The sequence below is a fragment of the Streptococcus sanguinis genome (assembly GCA_013378335.1).
GTDB lineage: Bacteria > Bacillota > Bacilli > Lactobacillales > Streptococcaceae > Streptococcus > Streptococcus sanguinis_I.
Genome location: CP040556.1, coordinates 107,369 through 128,861, shown reverse-complemented (window position 1 = coordinate 128,861; position 21,493 = coordinate 107,369). Strand labels below are relative to the sequence as shown.

The following is a 21,493-nucleotide window of genomic DNA, read 5'->3' as shown; positions in this document are numbered from 1 at the left end:
AAATTGAAAAATACCGTTGAGAGTCTTTCTCAAACGGTATTTTTATGTAAATTGAAGTCACAATCCTTTTCATGGTCGTTGATAAGTCCAGCTGCTTCTAGGAATGAATAGACACAAACAGGACCGACAAATTTGAAGCCTTGCTTTTTCAGCGCTTTAGACATGCTTTCTGATAGCTCTGTTTTAGTAGGTGCTTCCTTGTAGTTCGTAATTTGATTGTCAATCGTTTTGAAACCGACAAAGGACCAGATATAGTCATTAAACGAGCCAAACTGCTTTTGAACAGCCAAAAAAGCTTGGGCATTAGCCCTGGTCGCATAAATTTTCATCTTGTTACGGATAATATCAGGATTGCCTAACAAACCATCCAGATCTGCATCCGTCATCTGAGCAATTTTCTGGCCATCATAGAAATGAAAAGCTTCCCGAAAAGCCTGGCGTTTATTGAGAATGGTCTCCCAAGAAAGTCCAGCCTGATAGGTCTCCATGCAGAGCAATTCAAATAACTTCTGATCATCATGGAGGGGCTGGCCCCACTCCTCATCATGATAGGCTACATACAAGGGGTTATTCATTTTTACCCAGCCGCAGCGTTTGGTCATAGCTTTCTCCTATTTTACCAACATCTTAAGAGCGGACTTGATATAGTTTTCAGCTGTATCCGTCGTTCCTTCAAAGAATTTCTTGATTTTCTTAAGTTCAGCAGCTTTGTAGCCCAGAGCCAGCATGGCTTCCATGGCTTCCTCCAGCTCCTGATTATCCACAGTCTGGACGGGCGCCTTGCTTTCTGCTGGGCTGCCTGCCGCCACTACCTTGCCTTCTAAATCCAGCACCATCTGCTGGGCTGTCTTCTTGCCAATCTTAGGAAACTTGGTCAGGTAGGTGATGTTTTTCTGCTCAATGGCTTGTACCAAGCCGGCATTATCATCAGCCGCAATAATTGCCAGAGCAGACACTGGGCCGATACCTGAGACTGAAATCAGGCTGAGAAAGAGTTGCTTCTCCTCCTCGGTTGCAAAACCGTAAAGGAGTTCAGCGTCTTCTCTCACCACCTGGTGAACATAGACCTTGACTTCCTGATGAAGATGGCCTGAGTAAGCATAAGGATTAGCTACATGAAGAATATAGCCGATAGAGTTGGCTTCCAACACAATGTATTTGGCTGTAATTTTGCTGATAATTCCTTTAAAATATTCGTACATAATTTCCCTTCTTTTTGTATCATTTTGCCTATCTAGTATATCATATTTTCTGTCTAGAAACTGCAAACAGAAGTGCAACCAGCGGTTGACAAAATGTACAGGAAGCTGTATCCTCAAGATAACTAAAAGCTGTTAGGATAGAGTTAGCAAAGAAAAGGAGGCTGCGAACATGAAACTCGCTGATAAATTATTTGAACTAAGAAAAGAAAAAGGCTGGTCACAAGAAAAGCTAGCTGAACAAATCAATGTCTCTCGCCAGAGCATTTCCAAGTGGGAGTCTGGCCAAGCGCTACCAGAACTCGAAAAAGTTGTAGAGCTGAGCAAGATTTTCCAAGTGACGACAGATTATCTGCTTTTAGAAGACAGCGATAAGCCGGAAATAAAACCCGTCCTCTCAGAAGACGAAAAAAATCGCTACTACAAGGAAGTAAAATCTTATGGCTTCTGGCAGGTTCTGTATATTTTTATATCTGCCTTGGCTATTTTTCTCTTTTTTGCTGGCTCCAGCTTTCCAGCAAAATTCACTGCCCTTATCTGGTTAACTTTTTTCCTCTTAATCGCATCAACAATGGCTATTAACAAGGCGCTAAAAATCAAGAAAAAGTATCTGGACAAAGTTATAGGCCTTGATGATTTTAAGAAAGAAGGTGCTCAAGATGAAACTAAAAACTGACAATCCCATACCTGTCAAAACTCGTCTGAAAGAACTGATTGGAGACTGGCTCTTCATTTCGAGCTACCTTATTTCTCTTTTTTTACTAGCTATGGGCTTTTATAATCTGGTTCTAAAAGACATTCCTGTATTCACTGAAGCCCAGAGCCAGCTTCTGGCTTTTTCTACCTCAGTCCTGCCTCTAACCATCATCTTTGCTTGGCTAGACTATAGAAAAGGCAGTTTTGGAAAGCGTTGGGCAGGTTTACAGTTGGTTTACAAGCGTAGGAGCCTTGCCCACAGTCTTTTACGCTCTGCTATTAAGTTTTTTCCTTGGCAGCTGGGACATCTGGGAGCTATCCGTAGTGCTTATCAAGCAGATACCCTATCAATTTTCTTGTCAACTTCAGCAGGTATTCTCTTCTCGATCTTTCTGCTGATGGGACTGCTTCGTAAGGACAAACGCCATCCAGCTGATTTGCTTGCTGGAACACAAGTTCAGCTCAAACATTCAAAACAGCTCTAGTTCGATGACTAGGGCTGTTTGATCTTCTATAGAGTTTAGTATTTCCCTAACTCCCGTAGGCTAGTGTGATTTTCCTGAATGCGGCGGAACATTTTTTCCATATCCGACTTGGTAAAGTTGACCAAGACCGGTCGGCCGTGTGGGCAGTTATAAGGATTATCACACTGGGACAGTTGAAAGAGCAAGTCACGCGCAGAGTAGTCATCCAGGCTGTGATTGGCCTTGATGGAGCGTTTGCAGCTCATCATAATGGCCAGCTCTGCTCGATATTTCTTGATGGAAACTTCCTTAGTCAGGAGAAGCATATCACACATCTCATAGATGCCGGCCTCAATCTCCTCTTCCTTGAACCAAATGGGATGCTCACGGAGGATAAACTGGTTGGCACCATACTCTTCTAAAAAGATGCCAGCATCTTCTAACAGCTCCATCCGCTGCTTGATTCGCAGCATATCGTCCGCTGGAAATTCAAAGATATAGGGCACTAAGAGCTGCTGCTGGCTATTATCCACATCTCCAATCTTCTCCCGATAATACTCATACTTGACCCGCTCCTGGGCAGCATGCTGGTCAATAATGTAAAGACCGCCCTTGCCCTGAGCAAATAGATAAGTACCATGCATCTGACCGAAATATTCTAACTCTGGGAAGCTTGACTTCTCTTCCTGTTCCAACTTATCCACAGCTCGCTCCAGACTGGCTTGATCTAGCTCTGGATGGTCTAGTTGGTCATAGCTGGCCGGCTTTCGCTCTGCGAATTTGACCGAAGTCGGTTGCGGCTCTGCTTTTTCATCTGTCGCTTCATGAACAGGCTCCGCTGATTCTTCAAAGGATAGCTGCTGCTCGGCCACCTCTGGCTTGAGGAAAAAGTCATTCTGCTCCTTATCGTAGTAGAGGCGATTTTCTTTCAGCGGAAGACTGGTCTGTTCAGGCTTATTGGCACGCTTAACAGTTGATTTGGCTAGATTTTCCAAAGCATCAGGGATAAGATCCTGCTCCTTGAGACTGGTCGCAATAGCTTGCGAAATCAAGGCCATGAGTTCCCGCTCTTTAGAAATCCGCACCTCTTGCTTGGTCGGATGGACATTGACATCGGCCAGATAGGGGTCAATCTGAATATTGATGACCGCGAGTGGAAAGCGTCCTACCATAAGCTTGCTGCCGTAGCCGTCCAGAATAGCACGATTGAGCAGGAAATTCTTAATATAGCGACCGTTGATAAGGATCGTAATATAATTACGATTGGCACGAGTCAGATCAGGCAAACTAACATAGCCGCTCACCTCAAAGTCCAAATCTGAAGCGGAAATTTCCACCATTTTCTTAGCTGTTGCCAGACCATAGATGCCCGCAATAGCCTGACGCAAATTGCCACTGCCGGCAGTCCGTGTCATTTCGCGGCCGTCACTGATAAGGGTGAAAGCCACTTCCGGATGGGCCAGACTGATCCGATTGATCACATCAACGATATGGGACAGCTCAGCCTGCTGGCTCTTCATATACTTGAGCCGGGCTGGAGTATTAAAGAAGAGATCTTCTATCTTGATTTTCGTTCCCACTGGACTGCTAGCAGGCTCGTGCTCTTCTATCTCACCGCCTTGGGCAACCAGTAGCGTCCCGTGCTGGCCAGTTTCCGTTGCTGTTTCAATGGTAAAACGCGAGACAGAAGCAATAGAAGGAATAGCCTCGCCACGAAAACCCAGCGTCCGAATCCGAAAGAGATCCGCCTGCTTCTTGATTTTGCTGGTAGCATGGCGACGAAGAGCCAGAGGGACATCTTGGTGGTCAATGCCCTCGCCATTATCAGTCACCTGAATGCTCTTGAGTCCAGCTTCTTCGATTTCGATAGTAATCTGACTTGCACCCGCATCAATTGAATTTTCCACCAACTCCTTGACCACGCTGCTAGGCCGCTCAATGACTTCACCGGCTGCAATCTGATTGGCTAGAATTTCTGGAAGTTCGATAATTTTTGACATCATTTTCTCCGTATTTGTTCTGCTATCTATTATAACACATTGGGCTCTTTCTATCAGAAGGGAGCCTTATCTCGACCACTCTGCTCACCATTCAAACCAGATAGACACAAATAGCTACCACATGGTCAAAAGGGCTTGTTTTCTCTGCCAAGTTGCGGTTTAATAAAGGTGAAAGGAGGAAGTTATGAAAGTTAAGCTAAGAATCGATTCTCAAGTCACCGAGGACTCCGTTAGCATTGAGGCCGGCCTCATGACAGAAAGCATTCAGGAATTGGTCCACTTTGCTCAACATCTAGGCAAAGAGGACAAGATTCATGTCAAGAAAGAAGACGAAATTCACTTACTAGATGCTAAGGAAATTCACCGAATCTATACAGAAAATCGGCAGGTTCGGGTCCGAACGGCAAAAGACAGCTATCGAGCTCAACAAGCTCTTTATCAATTGCTGCAGGTCCTGCCGGACTATTTCCTGCAGATTTCTCAGTCGGAGATTATCAACAGCCGAAAAATTAGCCACCTCAAGCTGACTCCAAATGGTCTGATTCAAATATTTCTAAAAAACGGCGATCAGACTTACTCGTCCCGCCGTTATCTCAAATCTATCAAAGAAAGGTTGCAATTATGAAAACTCGTCTTAAAGAACTCTTTTTCGGAGGGATTGGAGGCATTTTCATCGGTCTCTTCTTCTCCATGATTGTTTCTTATTTTTACAATCCAGCTTATCTACCGCTTCACCCTCGCTCTCCTATCGGCCACTTCTTTTTGAGCCGGCATGTCCATGTTTCCCTCATCATGCTCTACTGCCTGCTTATCTGGTTTATCATGGGAGCTATTTTCAGATGGAGCGGAAACTTCTTCCAAAGAGACTGGAGCATCCTACGCTCCATCGTCAGCCACTATGGTATGATGATTCTGAGCTTTGCACTTTTGGCAAATCTAGCTGGATTTTTCCCAAGAGAAAAAATACTCAGCCTGACACTGACTGCCGTTGGGGAATTCACCCTTATCTATCTAATTATTTCAGGCGCCATCTATTACCACACCTACCGTAAAATTCAAAAAATCAATAGCGGCTTGTCTAGCAAATCGTGATAAATAAAAACAGTTCGAGTTCGAACTGTTTTTATTCGACTGGCGGAATTGGAGGCATAAACAGCTCTTTCAAATCATCAACTGTATCTGCTCTCATCCATTCTGCCATTCCTGGTTTCCAGACTAAGGTCGAAGGGAGGAATTGCCCTGATAGAGACATTTGTGTTAGGGTATTTCTATCATAAGGTCCAGATGCTTGTCCATTGTCAGCAATATGGTAAGCAGTTGTTGGAATCGGAGGAGGCGAAACAACTGACTGTTGTTGGGAGTTGCCTGACATCATATTATTCATAGCTCCAGCAATATTTTGGCCTACAGCACCTCCTACTGCCATTCCTGCCACCATAGCAGCGGGGTTGAAGCCTGCATCGCCTCCCAGAGAAACTGTTCCCGAACCATTAACGCCCATTTGCCCCAATGCATCAGCGCCAGCAATACCAACTTCGGACTGCTTTTCAACTTGAAATGCATCTAGGTTTGCAGATTGTGTTTGCTTATGTTGCGCATATTGTCCTTCTTCACGTTGGATACGTATCCGTTCAACATAGTCAGTAGTTTCCGCTTGTATTTTAGCTGTGGTAACATCCTTGGTAACCAACATAAGCTGTCGATAACCTTGACTTGATTTATCTATCTCTATTGCAGCTATATCAAGACTTGAAACAGTGACACCAAAATTCTCCTTTAATCTTTCCATGACATCATGTTCAAGAGCTTCATTAATTTGTGAAATTTTACTTTCAAGATTAATGACAGGAATGTTATTCTCTGTAGGAGCATTTGTTACAATATGTTTAGCATATCGGGCTACAGCATCCCGAATTTGCTTTTGAAAATCATCAAGATTAAAAGTATTTAGCCTGTGTAACTTGATAAATTCTTTATAATCAGTAATTTTAAAATTAATCGTACCACGAACTGCAACAGGTACACCAAAATCTAAAAACCTTGGATCATAGACATCAAAAAAGGGAACAGCAAACTTGACTTGAATAATTTGCGCAAGATTGATGAAATAGACTTCTGCCGGAAATGGCGTGCCACCTTCATAAGCTAGACCTACTATGCTTGCAAGCGCAGGAAAGTTAGAAGTCTTGATAGTCTGATCATATGGACCTACAATAAAGTCCTGCAGTGTGCCATCTTTTTGTTTATAGACAAAGACAGCAACCTCCCCATCTTTGACTCGCAGAGAAGAACCCCAACGAATGGCATTTTCTCTATTACCTACACCCTGTTTCACTCCTGCAGGATGCCACTTCCATATCAAATAGGATACTTCATCGCAACGAATTTCATCCATGAAACCGCCTGTGCGGTTGTTTTTAGCAAACAATCCCATAATATAACTCCTTCTAAATACAATCATTTAGCCCCAAAAATTAATGCAATGAATCCCAAAATAAACCCCAAAAGAAGAAATAACACCATGCTCAGAATAATAAGTGTTTGATTCCTTTTTTCTTTCTTTAGTTGTTTCATTTTTTGATCATGAATCTCTTTTATATTCAAAAAGTCTGGTGAATTAGCAAAACTAAAACGCGCCTTATCATAAGCTTGTTCAAACTTAGCTAACCAAGCATCTGATATAGCCCTTTGAGACGAATTAGGATCTCCCCCCGAGAAGCCATATAACCTTAAATCAATATTTGAAGCAGCTAAAATCACAAACTCAACAATATCTTCTTTGGTATTGGGAATAGAAAAACTACGAATCAAGTTTATCTTTTGCTCATCAGTTTTATTAAATTTGCCAAATATATCCCCTATAACTGAGTATACTTTATTCGTATCTGTGCGTACACTTTCAATTTGTTCAAGTTTTTTAGCAAACTCTTTCACGACAGAAGCTCCCTTTGCTCCCCTCAATTCATATCCGCAAGTGGGACAAACGGTCATAAAAGAATCTAGCCTCTCAGTACAATTCGGACATTTATATAATTCCCCATCATATACTGTTTTCCGTTGTGACGTTCCTGTATTTGTTTCTCCTACTGCAACGCCACAATTACTACAAAAATGAGCTCCCTCAGCAAGTGTTTGCCCACAGTTTATACAAAATCCCATTTCTTTTTCTCCGTTCTCCTATTTAACACCAATGTAGCATAAGCTATCTAATCTCATTATACAGCATTCCCACTACCATGTAAATATAAATTATCGCCTCAGCAACAAGCTTCTAAGCGATTACAAGAAAATTTTAATTACAATAAAAAAGAGCTTGATTAAGTATCAGGCTCTGATTTATCTATTTTACAACTTCTTCTTGAGCTCGGCTACCGCCGCCATGACTTCCAGGGGAGTCATATTGTAGATGTCCAAGTCTCGGAGTTCAGTCAGGACTGGATTTTCCGACCCTTCTGCGAAAAGAGAAATCTGCTCAGCTACTTGTGACCGCTTCGGTCTGGATTCAGCAGGAAGCTCTGAGCCTAGTCCCGTATTCTGACTCTCCAAATGACTCAAAATGCTATCCGCCCGCTCCAGTAATTTCTCAGGAAGTCCGGCAATCTTCGCCACATGGATTCCGTAAGACTTGTCAGCCGGACCCGGCTCAATCTTATGCAGGAAAGTCACCTGTCCGTCCTTTTCCAAGGTTGCCACATGGACATTTTCCAAATGCTCTAAGCTGTCCTCTAAGGCTGTCAGCTCATGATAGTGGGTGGCAAAGAGGGTCTTGGCCCCAGTATAATGATGAATATGCTCGATAATAGCCTGAGCCAGCGCCATCCCATCATAAGTAGCCGTCCCACGGCCCAGTTCATCAAAGAGAATGAGCGAACGCTCGCTGGCCTGCCGAATGGCCCGATTGGCCTCCATCATTTCCACCATAAAAGTGGACTGGCCAGACACCAGATCATCCGCTGCACCGATGCGAGTAAAAATCGCATCGAATAGTGGCAGACTGGCAGACTGAGCGGGCACATAAGATCCCATCTGTGCCATAATGACGATGATAGCCAGCTGGCGCATATAAGTCGACTTCCCGCTCATATTAGGCCCGGTAATGAGCTGGATGTCCGTTTGCTGGTCCAGCAGAATACTATTTGGAATGTAACTCTGGGCACCCATGACCTTTTCCACAACAGCATGCCGACCTTTTTCAATCTCCAGACGGCGCTCTGCAGTAAAGACAGGACGTACCAAATGCAGTTGTTCTGCCACCGCAGCAAAGCTCTGCAAAACATCGACAGCTGCCAGTGTTTGTGCCAAGGCCTGCAAGCGCTGGATGTATTTGCCAGCTTCCTCGCGAATCCGCATGAAAATCTCGTATTCCAGATTAGCAGATTTTTCACGCGCCTCCAACATCTCTCCCTCAATCCGGGCCAACTCCTCCGTTCCGAAACGCTCCGAATTTTTCAGGGTCGCCTTGCGGAAGAAATGACTAGGCACATGAGCCAGCTGAGAATTGGTCACGTGGAAATAGTAACCATCTTTTTTGTTGTAATCAATCTTCAGATTGCTGATGCCGCTGTTGGCACGCTCTTTGACTTCCAGCTCTGCAATCCATCCAGTCCCCTCCCTCAGCACAAGTCGATACTGATCCAAAGTCTCATCAAAACCGGTCCGAATGATATTTCCCTCTGTGATGATATGGGGTGCATCCGGTGAAATAGCTGAGCTAATCAAGCCCGCCAACTCTGGAATAGGATCCAATCCCTCAATCAAACGAGCTAGATGCGGGCTGCCAATCCCTTGCAGGATAGCCTTAATCTGAGGCACATTGCCCAATGTCGCTGCCAGCTGCAGCAGATCCTTGGGATTGGTCTTGCCAAAAGACACTCGACTAGCCAGCCGCTCGATATCATAGACTCCCTTGAGGCTCTCCGTCAAATCACTCCGCTCAAAGAAATGATCCAGAAAAACCTCGACGACATTCTGCCGCTGGCTAATTCGCGCTTCATCAATCAGCGGACGCTGAATCCAAGAGCGCAGCATACGGCCGCCCATGGCCGTCTTGGTCTCGTCCATCAGCCAATAAAGACTGCCGTGCTTCTTGCCCGAACGAGCATTTTCCGTCAAATCCAGACTCGCCTTGGTGGCATAGTCCATTTGCAGAAAGTCCTTGATTTCATAATGCTGAGCCTTCTTCAAATGGCTGAGCTCCCTCATCTGGGTTCGATGCACATACTCCAGCAGTTTCCCCGCCGCCTGACGTTCCATAGGAGACAGCTCCTCGCCCAGCAGCTGGACATCGTCCAAGGCCGTCTGTACATAGGACAGTAAGAGGTTCATCTGTCCAGCCAAGACCTGCTCCTCAGCTTCTGGCAAGGCATAGCCCAGCACCACTTCCCTAGCTTTCAAATTGCGGATTTCCCCGCAGACCAAGGCAAAGTCCTCTAAACTAGTCACCTGAAACTCACCAGTCACCAGGTCCATATAAGCCAGACCATAGAGGCCGTCCGAGTAATCCAGAGCCACCAGAAAGTTATTAGCAGAATCCGGCTTACTGGAGTCCACTACCGTTCCCGGCGTAATAACCTGAACTACTTCCCGCTTGACAACACCCTTGGCTTCTTTGGGGTCTTCCATCTGCTCCGCAATCGCCACCTTATAGCCTGACTCGACCAAAATATCAATATACTGCTGTGCCGAATGATAGGGAACTCCAGCCATGGGAATGGGATTTTCTGCATTTTTATTACGGCTGGTCAAGGAAATCTCTAAAATCTGGGCGGCATTGACCGCATCATCATAAAACAACTCATAGAAATCCCCCATCCGAAAGAGCAAGAAAGCATCTGGATAGTCCTTTTTGATATCCAAATACTGCTGCATGCCTGGCGATAACTTGTCTACTGCCATCTCTATCCTTTCTAAAAACAAACGAGGTCAGGACTCCCGTCTCAAACCTCTCCACCTTTCCTGAAAAAAATGTGACTCTTACATCACTTCCTGTATTTGCTCTTCAATCTCCTGAGCAGCTGCCTGATCCCGGCAAACCACTAAAAGAGTATTGGCACCCGCAACGGTTCCCAAAATACGGCTATCCAGCGAGCTATCTACGATATTGGCCAGCACTGTTGCCTCGCCCAGCTCAGTGCGAAGAACCAGACTAAACTCTGCTCTGGCTACACTCTCCACATGCTTGGCTAAAAACTCTATCAAGTCAATCTCTTCGGTCTCATGCGCCAAAACATAATAAGTCAGACCCTTCTTCTTAACCTTGGTCAGGCCAATTTCACGGAGGTCACGCGACAGGGTAGTCTGCGTTACATAAATCCCTTGCGCTTCCAGACGATCCTGAATCTCCTTTTGCGTTCCTAGCTTTTCTTCCTTAATCATCGTTTTGACTAACTGATGACGATCATTCTTTCTCATTTTTACCTCATTATTGAATAATTAGAAGCTGCATTCATGAAGAGCACTTCAACGGACAAAAGACTGCTTCTCCATCAATCTAGGCAAAGATTTGCAGGAATACTGAGAATAAACAAAAAACTTTAACGAAGAGTGACAGGCAAGGAAGCATTCAGATGGAAAGCTCATCTATAAATACAGGTTCTTATCCCTCTTATTATATCAGAAAAATTCCTATTAGCCCAAAAATTATTCCCAAAAAAATTGAAGATTCCTTGAAAAATGTGATAAAATAATAACAAAAGACACAAAGGAGCAAATATGGATAACAAACAGTTGATTGCCGGCGAATTGGCCAAGGTTATTGACAGCCTTGATCAAGACGCTATTTTAAATTTATTGGAGCAGCCAAAGAGCTCTGAACTTGGTGATATCGCCTTCCCAGCCTTTTCTCTGGCAAAGACTGAGCGCAAAGCTCCTCAGGCTATCGCTGCTGACATTGCTGAAAAGATTGACACGGCGCATTTTGATAAAGTCGTTGCGACTGGCCCTTATGTCAACTTTTTCCTCAGCAAGGCTGAAATTTCTGGCCAAGTTATCAAAGAAGTCATCAAAGACGGAGCTGACTACGGCCAACAGAACGAAGGAAATGGAGAAAATGTCACCATTGACCTATCCAGCCCAAACATTGCCAAGCCTTTCTCAGTCGGCCACTTGCGCTCTACTGTTATTGGTGATGCTCTTTCCAACATCTTCCGCAAGATTGGCTACAACACCATTAAAGTCAACCACTTGGGAGACTGGGGCAAACAGTTCGGCCTCCTGATGGTAGCTTATAAGAAGTGGGGAAGCCAGGAAGCTGTTGAAGCCAACCCTATTGACGAGCTCCTCAAACTCTATGTGCGTATCAATGCCGAGATTGAAAACGATCCGTCTCTAGATGACGAAGGCCGCCTTTGGTTCAAGAAGCTAGAAGACGGTGACCCAGAAGCGACTGAGCTCTGGCAATGGTTCCGCGACGAAAGTCTGACAGAATTCAACCGTATCTACGAACTCCTTGGTGTCGAATTTGACAGTCTAAACGGTGAAGCCTTCTACAACGATAAGATGGACGAAGGGATTCAAATCCTCGAAGACAAGGGTCTCCTGCAGGAATCCAAAGGAGCTAGCATTGTAGACTTGGAAGACTTCAACCTTCCGCCTGCTATGATTAAAAAATCAGACGGTGCTACTCTCTACATTACACGTGATATCGCAACAGCCATCTACCGGGCTCGCACTTACAACTTTGTTAAAAATGTCTATGTCGTAGGTCAAGAGCAGGCCAACCACTTCAGACAGCTTAAGGCTGTTCTGAAAAAGATGGGCTTTGACTGGAGCGATAACATGATTCACGTTGACTTCGGTCTGGTGACTAAGAACCGTCAAAAACTGTCTACACGTAAAGGAAACATCATCCTCCTCGAACCAACTCTGCTGGAAGCTATCAGCCGGGCAAAAAGTCAGATTGAAGCTAAAAACCCAGATTTGGAAAACAAGGAAGCTGTTGCTCGCGCAGTTGGAGTCGGAGCGGTTAAGTTCTACGACCTCAAAACTGACCGCCGCAATGGTTACGACTTTGACCTGGAAGCTATGGTTTCCTTCGAGGGAGAAACAGGCCCTTACATCCAGTATGCCTATGCTCGTATCCAGTCTATCCTGCGCAAGGCGAACTTCCAGCCAGATGCAGAGGCTATATACAGCCTGAACGATCCTGAAAGCTGGGAAATTATCAAGCTGCTCCAAGACTTCGGTCGCGTTGTCAAACGTGCTGCTGATAACTATGAGCCATCTCTGATTGCCAAATATGCTATCAGTCTGGCTCAAGCCTTTAACAAATACTATGCACACACTCGGATTCTGGACGAAAGCCCTGAGCGCGACAGCCGTCTGGCTCTCAGCTACTCAACAGCTGTTGTCCTCAAAGAAGCTCTGCGTCTGTTGGGAGTAGAAGCGCCAGAAAAGATGTAAGCTTGATTTAGAAACATCAAAAAACGAAAACCTCACTGGTTTTCGTTTTTTTCAATATGATAAAGTTCTTCAATAATCCCTGCAACCTTCTTAATGTCTCCCAACATGCCACGCATTTCAAAATCGGCCAAAACCGGAAATCCGAAGCGCTCTGAGTATTGCTTGGCAGTCAAACAGTATTGGTTGTTAAAGTTACGATTGCCGCTGCCAATGACACCTAGACACTTGCTGGCATTCTGACCATAGGCGATAAAGTCCCCCACATCGGTTGTCAGAATTTCTACATCGCCATTGTCGACACCATTGCCACCCTCCAGATAAGTCGGCAGAAAAGCGATAAAAGGATTGTCCATCTCAAAAAAGGGCTGACCTTCCTTTACCAGGTCTTTGATATGAATCTTCTCCACCTCTAGGCTTGGATGTTGCTCCAGCAAATAGTCTGTCAGCCGACGGACAAAACTCTCTGTATTGCCGCTCAAGCTGATGTAAACCAAGGAAACCTTTGTCATTGTATTCTCCATTCTAAAAAATAACAGATATTGCTTCTTAAAATTGTAAGCACTTATCTGTTATTTGTCAAATCTTATTCGTTTGCAGCTAGTTCCGCTTTTTCAGCTTCTTTCTGCTGCTGGACTAGCTTAAAGATGACGATGGAAAGGAAGATTAGGCTAATGACTACTGAAAGGAGGATGGAGAAATTCAGCCCCGTCATCTGTGCCGAAAGAAGAGTTGAGTCTGAAAAAGAAGAAGCTATAATTCCCTTTGATACCACATAAGCATAGGCTGTCGAAATCAAGCCCACAAGAACATCGGCAATGTAGATAAGATTGGCCTTAAATACATCTTTCCTAAAAAGGAAGAAAAGAGCCACTATTAAGAGAATGATGTGCCCGTAAAAAAAGAAATTATTGGCTAGCGAATTCGCCACTTCTGCACTCTTGCTAAAATAAGTTGCATATTGGGATTTTGCTGGTTCTTCTATCTGCTTAAGAATGCTTTTCACTCCAGCATCAGAAGAAGTGAACTTGCTAAAAAGTCCCCACAAGGTTCCCACGGTTGACAAACCCAGCAAAACATAAAGATAAATTGGTCTCTTTTTCATAAACGCCTCCTGTAAAGAAATATTTTCACTTATTATACACCGAAAAGAAAAAGCTGACAAGACCAAGAGGCTCTCGCCTTTTCAGAAGCCCACACAATAGCTAAGTCCCTATCCATATATTTTATTCAAAAATCAAAGCCGAAACACTACTGTCTCGGCTTTTTTGATTCAAAGAATATTAGCTGTTCAAGTGCCATACTTCTTCTTCGTATTGAGCGATAGTACGGTCAGATGAGAAGAAGCCAGCTTTGGCGATATTGACGATGACTTTGTCCATCCAAGCATCGCGGTCTTCATAGTCCGCCAGCATGCGCTCTTTGACTTGGATATAGTCTTCTAGATCCAGCAGGGTCATGAACCAGTCCTTGCTAATCAGTTCATTGTAAAGACGTTCCAAGCGTTCAGCTTTACCAACTGCCAATACTTCATCACTGACGATAAAGTCAACCAATGGCTTGATAGCTTCACGTGCATAGTACTCACTAGACTTGTAAGCAGATTTTGCATAGAGGTCAATAACAGTCTCAGAATCTTCACCAAAGATGTAGATGTTGTCTTCGCCAACCAGCTCTGCAATCTCAACATTCGCTCCGTCCATAGTACCAAGAGTCAAAGCACCGTTAAGCATGAACTTCATGTTACCAGTACCAGATGCTTCCTTAGAAGCCAGGGAAATCTGCTCAGAAATATCACCAGCGGCAATCAAGAAGCTAGACGCTGTAACATTGTAGTTTTCTACCATAACTACTTGCAGGTGTGGAGCCACTTGAGGATCATTAGCAATCACTTCTGACAAGCAAAGGATGAGGTGGATGATGTCCTGTGCAATTGTGTAAGCAGGAGCAGCCTTACCACCGAAGAAGACAGTGATTGGACGAGCAGGGATGTTACCAGCCTTGATGTCCAGATACTTGTGGATAACGTACAGAGCGTTCATTTGTTGGCGCTTGTACTCATGCAGACGCTTGATTTGGATATCAAAGATAGATTCTGGATTGATTTCCACGCCTTGTGCTTCCTTCAAGTGACGAGCCAATTTACGCTTGTTATGAGCCTTGATACTTTCCAATTTTTCTTTAACATTTGCAGCGCCAGTGAATTCCAACAAGCCTTCGAGCTTAGTTGCATCATGGTGCCAGTCGCGGCCCAGCAACTCATCCAAATAATGGGACAGGCGTGGGTTGGCATGCATGAGCCAGCGGCGGAAAGTAATACCGTTGGTCTTGTTATTGAATTTTTCAGGGTAGATATCGTAGAAGGCTTTAAGCTCAGAGTTTTTCAGGATTTCTGTATGCAGAGCAGCAACACCATTGACACTGTATCCGTAGTGGATATCCATGTGAGCCATGTGCACACGATCGTCCTCATCAATGATTTGCACTGCTGGATCTGCGTATTTAGCTTTCACGCGCTTGTCAAGCTCTTTGATGATTGGTACCAGGTGCGGCACTACTTCTTTCAAGAATTCCAGAGGCCATTTTTCAAGAGCTTCTGCCAGAATCGTGTGGTTAGTATAAGCAGTCATCTTCTGTACGATAGCAATTGCTTCGTCCAGATCCAAACCACGCTCAGTCAAGAGACGAATCATTTCTGGGATAACCAGAGATGGGTGGGTATCATTGATTTGGATGACAGCGTAGTCTGCCAAGTCGTGCAGGTTGCTGCCTTTTTCAATCGCTTCGTCAATAATCAGCTGAGCACCATTTGAAACCATGAAGTATTGCTGGAAGATACGGAGCAATTCCCCTTGCTTGTCACTATCATCTGGATAGAGGAAGAGGGTCAAGTTGCGAGCGATGTCTGTCTTATCAAAGTCAATACCGTCTGTGATGATATCTGCATCCACTGAGTCCAAATCAAAGAGACGAAGACGGTTCTTAGTTTCTGTCTTGTAACCTGGCACATCAATATCATAAAGAGTAGATGTCAGAGTGAAGTGAGCAAATGGCACTTGGTAGCTGCGGCTAGAGCGAACCAACCAGTTTTGCTCAGTCAGCCAGAAGTTAGGAATAGTCGTCTGTTCGTTGTTTTTCAAAACCTGTTGGAAGAGACCAAAGTGGTAGTTCAGTCCTACACCATCACCATTGAGACCCAATGTCGCAATAGAGTCCAGGAAGCAGGCAGCCAAACGACCCAAGCCTCCGTTACCCAGAGACGGCTCCAACTCAACTTCTTCTACTTCGATCAAGTCCTTGCCAGCATCTGCCAGTTCTTGCTTCACATCATCGTAAAGTCCAAGGTTGATCAAGTTGTTAGACAAAAGTTTACCAATCAGGAACTCAGCTGAAATATAGTAGAGTTTTTTCTTACCAGTGTTGACTGGCTTTTGAGCGCTGGCTAATTTAGTGTAGTTCAATAGAGCCAGGTAGAGTTCTTCATTGCTGCAATCAGCAAGATTTTTTGAATAAGTATTTTTGATATAAGTTTGTAAGTTTGACATGATTACTCCCTTCAAGTCTAGTTAGCTATTCTTTATTTGTTAATTAAATCGGTATTCATACGACGATAAGTCTTGGTCAAGCTATAAAGCTCACCTTCGACGATTGGATTCAGCTCTTCAGCTGTCATCCGCCAAGTCCAGTTGCCACCAATTGTGGATGGATAGTTCATCCGTGCTGCACTGTCTAATTCCAGCAGGTCTTGCATGGTCGCAATGGCCATAAAGCTGACTGAAGCAAAGATTGTGCGCAGCATTGCATGAGGTACTGTTTCGTACTCCTTGCGGTTGGTGTACTGTGCCATGTACTGGCGAGTAGCGTCGTCAATCTCATCCTTGTACCAGCCCAAAACAGTATTGTTATCATGGGTTCCTGTATACATGACTGAGTTGTTTGGCGCTAGATGCGGACTGTCGATGCTTTCATCATCAGGATTGAAGGCGAATTGCAAAATCTTCATTCCTGGGAAACCAGTGCGCTCGCGCAGCTCGATCACTTCATCCGTCATAAAGCCTAGGTCTTCTGCGATGATATTCAAATCACCCAAAGCTTCCTTAACTGCTGCAAAGAGTTTGTAGTCTGGACCTTTGACCCATTTACCAGTAGCAGATGTTTCTGAGTCAGCAGGTACTTCCCAGTAAGACTCAAAGCCGCGGAAATGGTCGATACGGACAATGTCGTAAATCTTGAAGCTTTCACGCAGACGCTCAATCCACCAAGCATAGCCATCTTTGTCCATCGCTTCCCAGTCATAGATAGGATTGCCCCAAAGCTGGCCAGTTTCTGAAAATTCATCTGGCGGACAGCCTGCCACACAAGTTGGCTTGCCAACAGCATCTGTCTTAAAGAAGTGCGGCTGTGCCCACACATCAGCACTATCAGCTGCCACATAGATTGGCATATCACCGACAATCTCGATGTGATGTTCATTAGCATAGGCTTTTAATCTTAACCACTGCTTAAAGAAGAGATACTGGGTCACACGATGATAGGTCAGCTTATCAGCCAGCTTATCACGATAAGAAGCGAGACTAGCAGCTTCACGGCGACGGATCGCTTCATCTGGCCACTCTGTCCAAGCTAGATTATCAAAATACTCTTTGATAGCCATGTACTCAGCGAAAACTTCTAACCAAGCTGCATTTTGCTCCACAAAGCTCTCATAGTCAGACAAATCGTCTGCTTTCAAGAAGCGAGCTACTGCTTTTTCCATAATTGGACGGCGAGCATCGAAAATCTTTGCATAATCCACTTTTCTAGGATCATCTCCGAAATCCGCTCCCTTGACATCTGCCTCGTTCAGCAAACCTTCTTCTATCAGAATATCAAAATCGATAAAGTAGGTATTCCCCGCAAAAGCAGAGAAAGACTGATAAGGAGAATCACCATAACTGGTAGTTCCCAGTGGCAAAATCTGCCAATAGCGCTGCTTGGTGCGAACCAAGAAGTCTACAAAATCATAAGCACTTTGGCCAAAAGATCCGATACCGTACTTGCCCGGAAGGGATGAAATGTGCATGAGCACGCCGCTTTGACGTTTTTTCATTTTGTCACCTCGTTATTTTTTTCCTCTACGCCTTTTCATTTTTACTTAATGCAAACGTTTGCGTCGACTTGATTATAACCTATTTTTTTTTTTAGTGCAAGGGGTTTTTGAGATTTTTTTCAATTTAATGGTTAAAGGATATAATGCTCTTTTAGGACTCTCTTACTGCCTCAATTGTTTACCATTTTTCTCTTCTTGCAAGCGTTCTCTTTTTGTGTTAAAATGTTCTTACAAACAGAAAACGTTTGCGTTTGCGGAGAAAGTGCTTTGTACTTGCTTTTTTGACCACAATAGTTAGGAAAAATTACTGGTTACGATAGCTATTTTCGGCACAGGTTTGCATTCCTTATATAAAGCAAGTGGCTCTACTAGCTTTAAAATAATTGATGTTATAGAAATGATTTCCAGCAAATGCAGGCCTTTAGGAGGTTTTTATGCGAGTTACTATCAAAGAAGTCGCAAAACTAGCAGGCGTATCACCCTCTACTGTGACCCGCGTCGCGCAAAACAAATCAACCATCAGTGAAGAAACTAAAAAACGGGTCCGTGCTGCTATGAAGGAGCTGGACTATCATCCCAATCTCAATGCCAGAAGTCTGGTCAGCCAGTCTAGCCAGGTCATCGGCTTGGTCCTGCCGGACGACTCAGATGTCTTCTATCAAAACCCTTTCTTCCCAACTGTATTGCGGGGGATTTCTCAGATTGCTTCTGACTATGACTATGCCATCCAGATCAGCACGGGGCAAGATGAAGGGCATCGCTTGGAAAATATGAAGCAGATGATTTTGGGCAAGCGAGTTGACGGACTTATCTTCCTATATTCTAAGCAGGACGATCCTTTGGTTGACTTTGCAGTCAGAAACAACTTCCCCTTCCTTATCCTAGGGAAAGCTGTCTCACCTTTTATCTCTCTGGTGGACAATGACAATATCAAGGCTGGCTATGACGCGACCAGATACTTCCTAGACAAGGGCTATCGAAAAATCGCCTTTCTGGCTGGGAATAAGGAGCTGGTCGTTTCCCAGGATCGTTACACAGGCTACAAGCAAGCCCTGAATGAAGCTGACCGGGCTTTAGATGAACGCATTATCAAATTCGCCTTCGGTTTCCTTCTGGAAGACAACAGTTACAAGATTATGGAGGAGCTGCCGCTGGATGAGATTGAAGCTATCGTGACATCTGATACCTTGGTAGCAGAAGGAGCCCTGCACTATCTCAAAGATCAGGACTACCAGATTCCCATTATCACCTTTGACTCTCTCAAACCACGCATTGATGTGGATGCCTATATCGATATCAATGCCCTCGAGCTTGGGAAAGAGTCTTTCCGAACTCTCTTTCAAATCATCAAGGACAATAAAGAAGACAAGCAAATCTGCTATCGCCAGCTGATTCCGCATAGCATCAGCACTCGCTAATCCGAATGCTTTTGCTCATTTATCAACAATTCACAGAACGGCCTTGTCCCAACCCAGGGAAAAGCCTGAACTCAAAACAATTACCCGAAGAGAAACTGACAAAGAAAGAGGAAAAACATGGCCTTTCGTATTTTTCAAGCCTATTTAGATGACGAAAATATCATCACCATCGAACTGGAAAAGAGCTTTGAAGCCTACTCCATCCACTTTACACTGGAAGACAAGCACAGCTCCAGCCCCTTAACCATCAAAAACATCAACAATCAGGAAGAGCGGATTATCTACACTGTATCGGCTAATGAGCCCATTGACCTGACGCAGTCCTACAAGGTCTATGACCAAGACCGCAACCATACCGACCTGCAGTACCGCCATATCGTGAAAAAGCCTATTTTCGATGAGATTTTTGACTATGCAGGCGACGATTTGGGAGCTCAATACAGTCCCCAAGCCACCGATTTCAAACTCTGGGCACCTATTTCTGAAAAAGTCCTCCTGCATCTGAAAAATCAGGTTCACCACCTCAAACGTCTGGATAGGGGAGTCTGGCATGCAAGGATTGAAGGAGATTTAGAGGGTGCCTCCTATTCTTATCTCCATAAGATCAATGGCAAGTGGGTAGAAGTCCATGATCCCTACGCCCTATCCTCAGATGTCAATTCGGGCAACAGCTATGTCATCAATCTAGACAAGATTAAAAAGCCAATCAAACGAGTGAAAACACAGCTGGATCCGACAGAAGCCGTCATTTATGAAATGAGCGTCCGTGATTTCTCTATGCAGAAAGAAGCTGGTTTCTCCTATCCTGGGAAGTTTGCCTCGCTGAGCGAATCTCCAGTCGTCCACGGTCAGAAGTTCGGTCTGGACTATCTGAAAGAGCTAGGTATCAGCCACGTGCAGCTTATGCCTGTCTACGATTTTGGCAGCGTTGATGAAAAGCATCCAGAGCTCGTCTACAACTGGGGCTACGACCCTGTCCAGTATAATGTCCCAGACGGCAGTTTTGCCAGCGACCCACGAGACCCCTATGCCCGTATCATAGAGCTGCAGGCGGCCATTACTGCCTATCACAATGCTGATATCAGCGTCATCATGGACGTGGTCTACAATCATGTCTATGACGCCAACAGCTATGCTTTTGAAAAAATCGTGCCCGGCTATTTTTTCCGGCTCAATGATATGGGCTACCGAACCAACGGAACCTTCTGCGGCAATGATGTAGCCAGCGAAAAAGCCATGGTCCGCCGCTATATCAAGCAGTCGGTCAAGCAATGGGTCAGTCTCTATGGCTTTGACGGTTTTCGCTTTGATCTAATGGGAATTTTAGATATCCAAACCATGCAGCAGATAGCTGACGAACTCAAGACGCTCTATCCTAACATCTATCTCTATGGTGAAGGCTGGCAAATGGATACTGGACTGGCAAGTGAGCGATTGGCTCATCAGTATAATGCTACCCAGCTTCCGGATTATGGATTTTTCAGTGACCATTTCCGTGACAGTCTCAAACAGACCATCGCCCAAGGTCGGCAAAGCGAGAGCAAGACTCCTGCTAGTCAGCTTGAAAATGTCCTGACAGCCAATGTCGGTCTAAAAGGTGAAGCTCATTTCACAGCGCCCCAGCAGGCCATTAATTATGTCGAGTGCCATGACAATGCAACAGTTTTTGATTACTTTGATATCGTCAATCCTGCTATCACCCTGCGGGATCGGCTGGCCAATTCGCGGCTGGCTCTCCATCTCGTCCTTTTGGCTCAAGGTGTGCCCTTTATCCATAGCGGTCAGGAATTTTTCCGGACTAAAAATCTGATTGACAACACCTATAATATACCCGACGAGATCAATAAGCTAGACTGGCTGCGCTCCCTGCATTACACAGAAGACATTGCTTTTATCAAGAAGCTGATTGCCTTCCGCAAGGCGCATCCGCTGCTCCATCTAAAGACCAGCACTGCCATCAAGCAAGCCTGTCAGGTCAACTGGCTGACAGACAGTTTATTGGAGTACAAGATTCAAGACAGCAAAGAGAGCATGACCATCGTCATCAACTTTGGCATCCAAGAAGCTGTCTACGAAAACAAAAACAAGCAAAAGCTACACCTCCAATACCCAGCCATTGATGCCCAAAAACCAATCGCGCCGCTAGCTGACAGTTACAGCCTAGCTGGCAAGCAGTTGATTGTGTTGAAATAGATTGTAAAACATCAGCCAATGAATAAGCTGATGTTTT

The 21,493-nt window shown here is 44.7% G+C and carries 18 protein-coding genes; 7 read left to right on the top strand and 11 right to left on the bottom strand.

Features of this window, described 5'->3' with window-relative positions:
* Positions 1-29: 29 nt before the first annotated feature.
* Entirely contained in the window at positions 30-602 is a 573-nt protein-coding gene (locus FFV08_00720) for a DNA-3-methyladenine glycosylase I (protein QLB51333.1), read from the bottom strand.
* Between the two features lie 9 nt (positions 603-611).
* Positions 612-1,202 carry a Holliday junction branch migration protein RuvA gene (gene ruvA / locus FFV08_00715; GenBank protein ID QLB51332.1) on the bottom strand — a complete coding sequence of 197 codons (591 nt, stop codon included), beginning with the start codon at positions 1,200-1,202 and terminating at the stop codon, positions 612-614.
* A gap of 169 nt (positions 1,203-1,371) precedes the next feature.
* Between ruvA and FFV08_00710 the strand changes: the two genes are divergently transcribed.
* Both FFV08_00710 and FFV08_00705 read left to right on the top strand, forming a co-directional pair.
* On the top strand, positions 1,372-1,875 hold the full coding sequence (locus FFV08_00710; GenBank protein ID QLB51331.1) for a helix-turn-helix transcriptional regulator: 504 nt from the start codon (positions 1,372-1,374) through the stop codon (positions 1,873-1,875).
* Positions 1,829-2,380: an RDD family protein gene (locus tag FFV08_00705; protein ID QLB51330.1), complete on the top strand. Its 552-nt coding sequence runs from the start codon at positions 1,829-1,831 to the stop codon at positions 2,378-2,380. Before FFV08_00710 ends, FFV08_00705 begins: the two co-directional genes overlap by 47 nt.
* 35 nt (positions 2,381-2,415) lie before the next feature.
* Here the strand turns inward: FFV08_00705 and mutL are convergent, their stop codons facing one another.
* On the bottom strand, positions 2,416-4,359 hold the full coding sequence (mutL, locus tag FFV08_00700; protein ID QLB51329.1) for a DNA mismatch repair endonuclease MutL: 1,944 nt from the start codon (positions 4,357-4,359) through the stop codon (positions 2,416-2,418).
* A gap of 184 nt (positions 4,360-4,543) precedes the next feature.
* Here mutL and FFV08_00695 point away from each other — a divergent pair, with 184 nt between their 5' ends.
* Complete coding sequence (locus tag FFV08_00695) at positions 4,544-4,984, top strand: LytTR family transcriptional regulator (protein QLB51328.1); 441 nt, start codon at positions 4,544-4,546, stop codon at positions 4,982-4,984.
* Positions 4,981-5,451: a DUF3021 domain-containing protein gene (locus FFV08_00690; GenBank protein ID QLB51327.1), complete on the top strand. Its 471-nt coding sequence runs from the start codon at positions 4,981-4,983 to the stop codon at positions 5,449-5,451. The genes FFV08_00695 and FFV08_00690 overlap by 4 nt, the downstream gene beginning before the upstream one ends.
* 31 nt (positions 5,452-5,482) lie before the next feature.
* Here FFV08_00690 and FFV08_00685 read toward each other — a convergent pair whose 3' ends face one another.
* From FFV08_00685 to argR, 4 genes are all read right to left on the bottom strand, one after another.
* A complete protein-coding gene (locus FFV08_00685; GenBank protein QLB51326.1) occupies positions 5,483-6,793 on the bottom strand; it encodes a DUF4339 domain-containing protein in 1,311 nt (436 codons plus the stop codon).
* A gap of 23 nt (positions 6,794-6,816) precedes the next feature.
* A complete protein-coding gene (locus tag FFV08_00680; protein ID QLB51325.1) occupies positions 6,817-7,518 on the bottom strand; it encodes a zinc ribbon domain-containing protein in 702 nt (233 codons plus the stop codon).
* A gap of 186 nt (positions 7,519-7,704) precedes the next feature.
* The gene (gene mutS, locus FFV08_00675) at positions 7,705-10,254 is read right to left on the bottom strand and encodes a DNA mismatch repair protein MutS (protein QLB51324.1); all 2,550 of its coding nucleotides are present in this window, start codon (positions 10,252-10,254) and stop codon (positions 7,705-7,707) included.
* 78 nt (positions 10,255-10,332) lie between these two features.
* Entirely contained in the window at positions 10,333-10,770 is a 438-nt protein-coding gene (gene argR / locus FFV08_00670) for an arginine repressor (GenBank protein ID QLB51323.1), read from the bottom strand.
* A gap of 300 nt (positions 10,771-11,070) precedes the next feature.
* On the opposite strand from argR, the gene FFV08_00665 reads away from it, so the two are divergent.
* Positions 11,071-12,759 (top strand): arginine--tRNA ligase, encoded by a 1,689-nt coding sequence (locus tag FFV08_00665; protein ID QLB51322.1) that lies wholly within the window; start codon positions 11,071-11,073, stop codon positions 12,757-12,759.
* A gap of 32 nt (positions 12,760-12,791) precedes the next feature.
* On the opposite strand, the gene nrdI is transcribed toward FFV08_00665, so the two are convergent.
* The 4 genes from nrdI to malQ all read right to left on the bottom strand — a co-directional run bounded on the left by nrdI (position 12,792) and on the right by malQ (position 17,845).
* Positions 12,792-13,280: a class Ib ribonucleoside-diphosphate reductase assembly flavoprotein NrdI gene (gene nrdI, locus FFV08_00660; protein QLB51321.1), complete on the bottom strand. Its 489-nt coding sequence runs from the start codon at positions 13,278-13,280 to the stop codon at positions 12,792-12,794.
* A gap of 62 nt (positions 13,281-13,342) precedes the next feature.
* On the bottom strand, positions 13,343-13,861 hold the full coding sequence (locus FFV08_00655; GenBank protein ID QLB51320.1) for a lantibiotic ABC transporter permease: 519 nt from the start codon (positions 13,859-13,861) through the stop codon (positions 13,343-13,345).
* Positions 13,862-14,039: 178 nt separating this feature from the next.
* Positions 14,040-16,301, bottom strand: a complete 2,262-nt coding sequence (glgP, locus tag FFV08_00650; protein ID QLB51319.1) for a glycogen/starch/alpha-glucan family phosphorylase — start codon at positions 16,299-16,301, stop codon at positions 14,040-14,042.
* Positions 16,302-16,333: 32 nt separating this feature from the next.
* Positions 16,334-17,845: a 4-alpha-glucanotransferase gene (malQ, locus tag FFV08_00645; protein QLB51318.1), complete on the bottom strand. Its 1,512-nt coding sequence runs from the start codon at positions 17,843-17,845 to the stop codon at positions 16,334-16,336.
* A 434-nt stretch (positions 17,846-18,279) separates the two neighbouring features.
* Here malQ and FFV08_00640 point away from each other — a divergent pair, with 434 nt between their 5' ends.
* Both FFV08_00640 and pulA read left to right on the top strand, forming a co-directional pair.
* On the top strand, positions 18,280-19,263 hold the full coding sequence (locus FFV08_00640) for a LacI family transcriptional regulator (GenBank protein ID QLB51317.1): 984 nt from the start codon (positions 18,280-18,282) through the stop codon (positions 19,261-19,263).
* 117 nt (positions 19,264-19,380) lie between these two features.
* Positions 19,381-21,456 carry a type I pullulanase gene (gene pulA, locus FFV08_00635; GenBank protein ID QLB51316.1) on the top strand — a complete coding sequence of 692 codons (2,076 nt, stop codon included), beginning with the start codon at positions 19,381-19,383 and terminating at the stop codon, positions 21,454-21,456.
* Positions 21,457-21,493: the final 37 nt, after the last annotated feature.

What these genes read in the sequence shown, in the direction of transcription:
- FFV08_00720 (QLB51333.1), bottom strand. Translation starts at nt 602, where the DNA reads ATGACCAAACGCTGCGGCTGGGTAAAAATGAATAACCCCTTGTATGTA.
- ruvA (QLB51332.1), bottom strand. Translation starts at nt 1,202, where the DNA reads ATGTACGAATATTTTAAAGGAATTATCAGCAAAATTACAGCCAAATAC.
- FFV08_00710 (QLB51331.1), top strand. Translation starts at nt 1,372, where the DNA reads ATGAAACTCGCTGATAAATTATTTGAACTAAGAAAAGAAAAAGGCTGG.
- mutL (QLB51329.1), bottom strand. Translation starts at nt 4,359, where the DNA reads ATGTCAAAAATTATCGAACTTCCAGAAATTCTAGCCAATCAGATTGCA.
- FFV08_00695 (QLB51328.1), top strand. Translation starts at nt 4,544, where the DNA reads ATGAAAGTTAAGCTAAGAATCGATTCTCAAGTCACCGAGGACTCCGTT.
- FFV08_00690 (QLB51327.1), top strand. Translation starts at nt 4,981, where the DNA reads ATGAAAACTCGTCTTAAAGAACTCTTTTTCGGAGGGATTGGAGGCATT.
- FFV08_00685 (QLB51326.1), bottom strand. Translation starts at nt 6,793, where the DNA reads ATGGGATTGTTTGCTAAAAACAACCGCACAGGCGGTTTCATGGATGAA.
- FFV08_00680 (QLB51325.1), bottom strand. Translation starts at nt 7,518, where the DNA reads ATGGGATTTTGTATAAACTGTGGGCAAACACTTGCTGAGGGAGCTCAT.
- mutS (QLB51324.1), bottom strand. Translation starts at nt 10,254, where the DNA reads ATGGCAGTAGACAAGTTATCGCCAGGCATGCAGCAGTATTTGGATATC.
- argR (QLB51323.1), bottom strand. Translation starts at nt 10,770, where the DNA reads ATGAGAAAGAATGATCGTCATCAGTTAGTCAAAACGATGATTAAGGAA.
- FFV08_00665 (QLB51322.1), top strand. Translation starts at nt 11,071, where the DNA reads ATGGATAACAAACAGTTGATTGCCGGCGAATTGGCCAAGGTTATTGAC.
- nrdI (QLB51321.1), bottom strand. Translation starts at nt 13,280, where the DNA reads ATGGAGAATACAATGACAAAGGTTTCCTTGGTTTACATCAGCTTGAGC.
- FFV08_00655 (QLB51320.1), bottom strand. Translation starts at nt 13,861, where the DNA reads ATGAAAAAGAGACCAATTTATCTTTATGTTTTGCTGGGTTTGTCAACC.
- glgP (QLB51319.1), bottom strand. Translation starts at nt 16,301, where the DNA reads ATGTCAAACTTACAAACTTATATCAAAAATACTTATTCAAAAAATCTT.
- malQ (QLB51318.1), bottom strand. Translation starts at nt 17,845, where the DNA reads ATGAAAAAACGTCAAAGCGGCGTGCTCATGCACATTTCATCCCTTCCG.
- FFV08_00640 (QLB51317.1), top strand. Translation starts at nt 18,280, where the DNA reads ATGCGAGTTACTATCAAAGAAGTCGCAAAACTAGCAGGCGTATCACCC.
- pulA (QLB51316.1), top strand. Translation starts at nt 19,381, where the DNA reads ATGGCCTTTCGTATTTTTCAAGCCTATTTAGATGACGAAAATATCATC.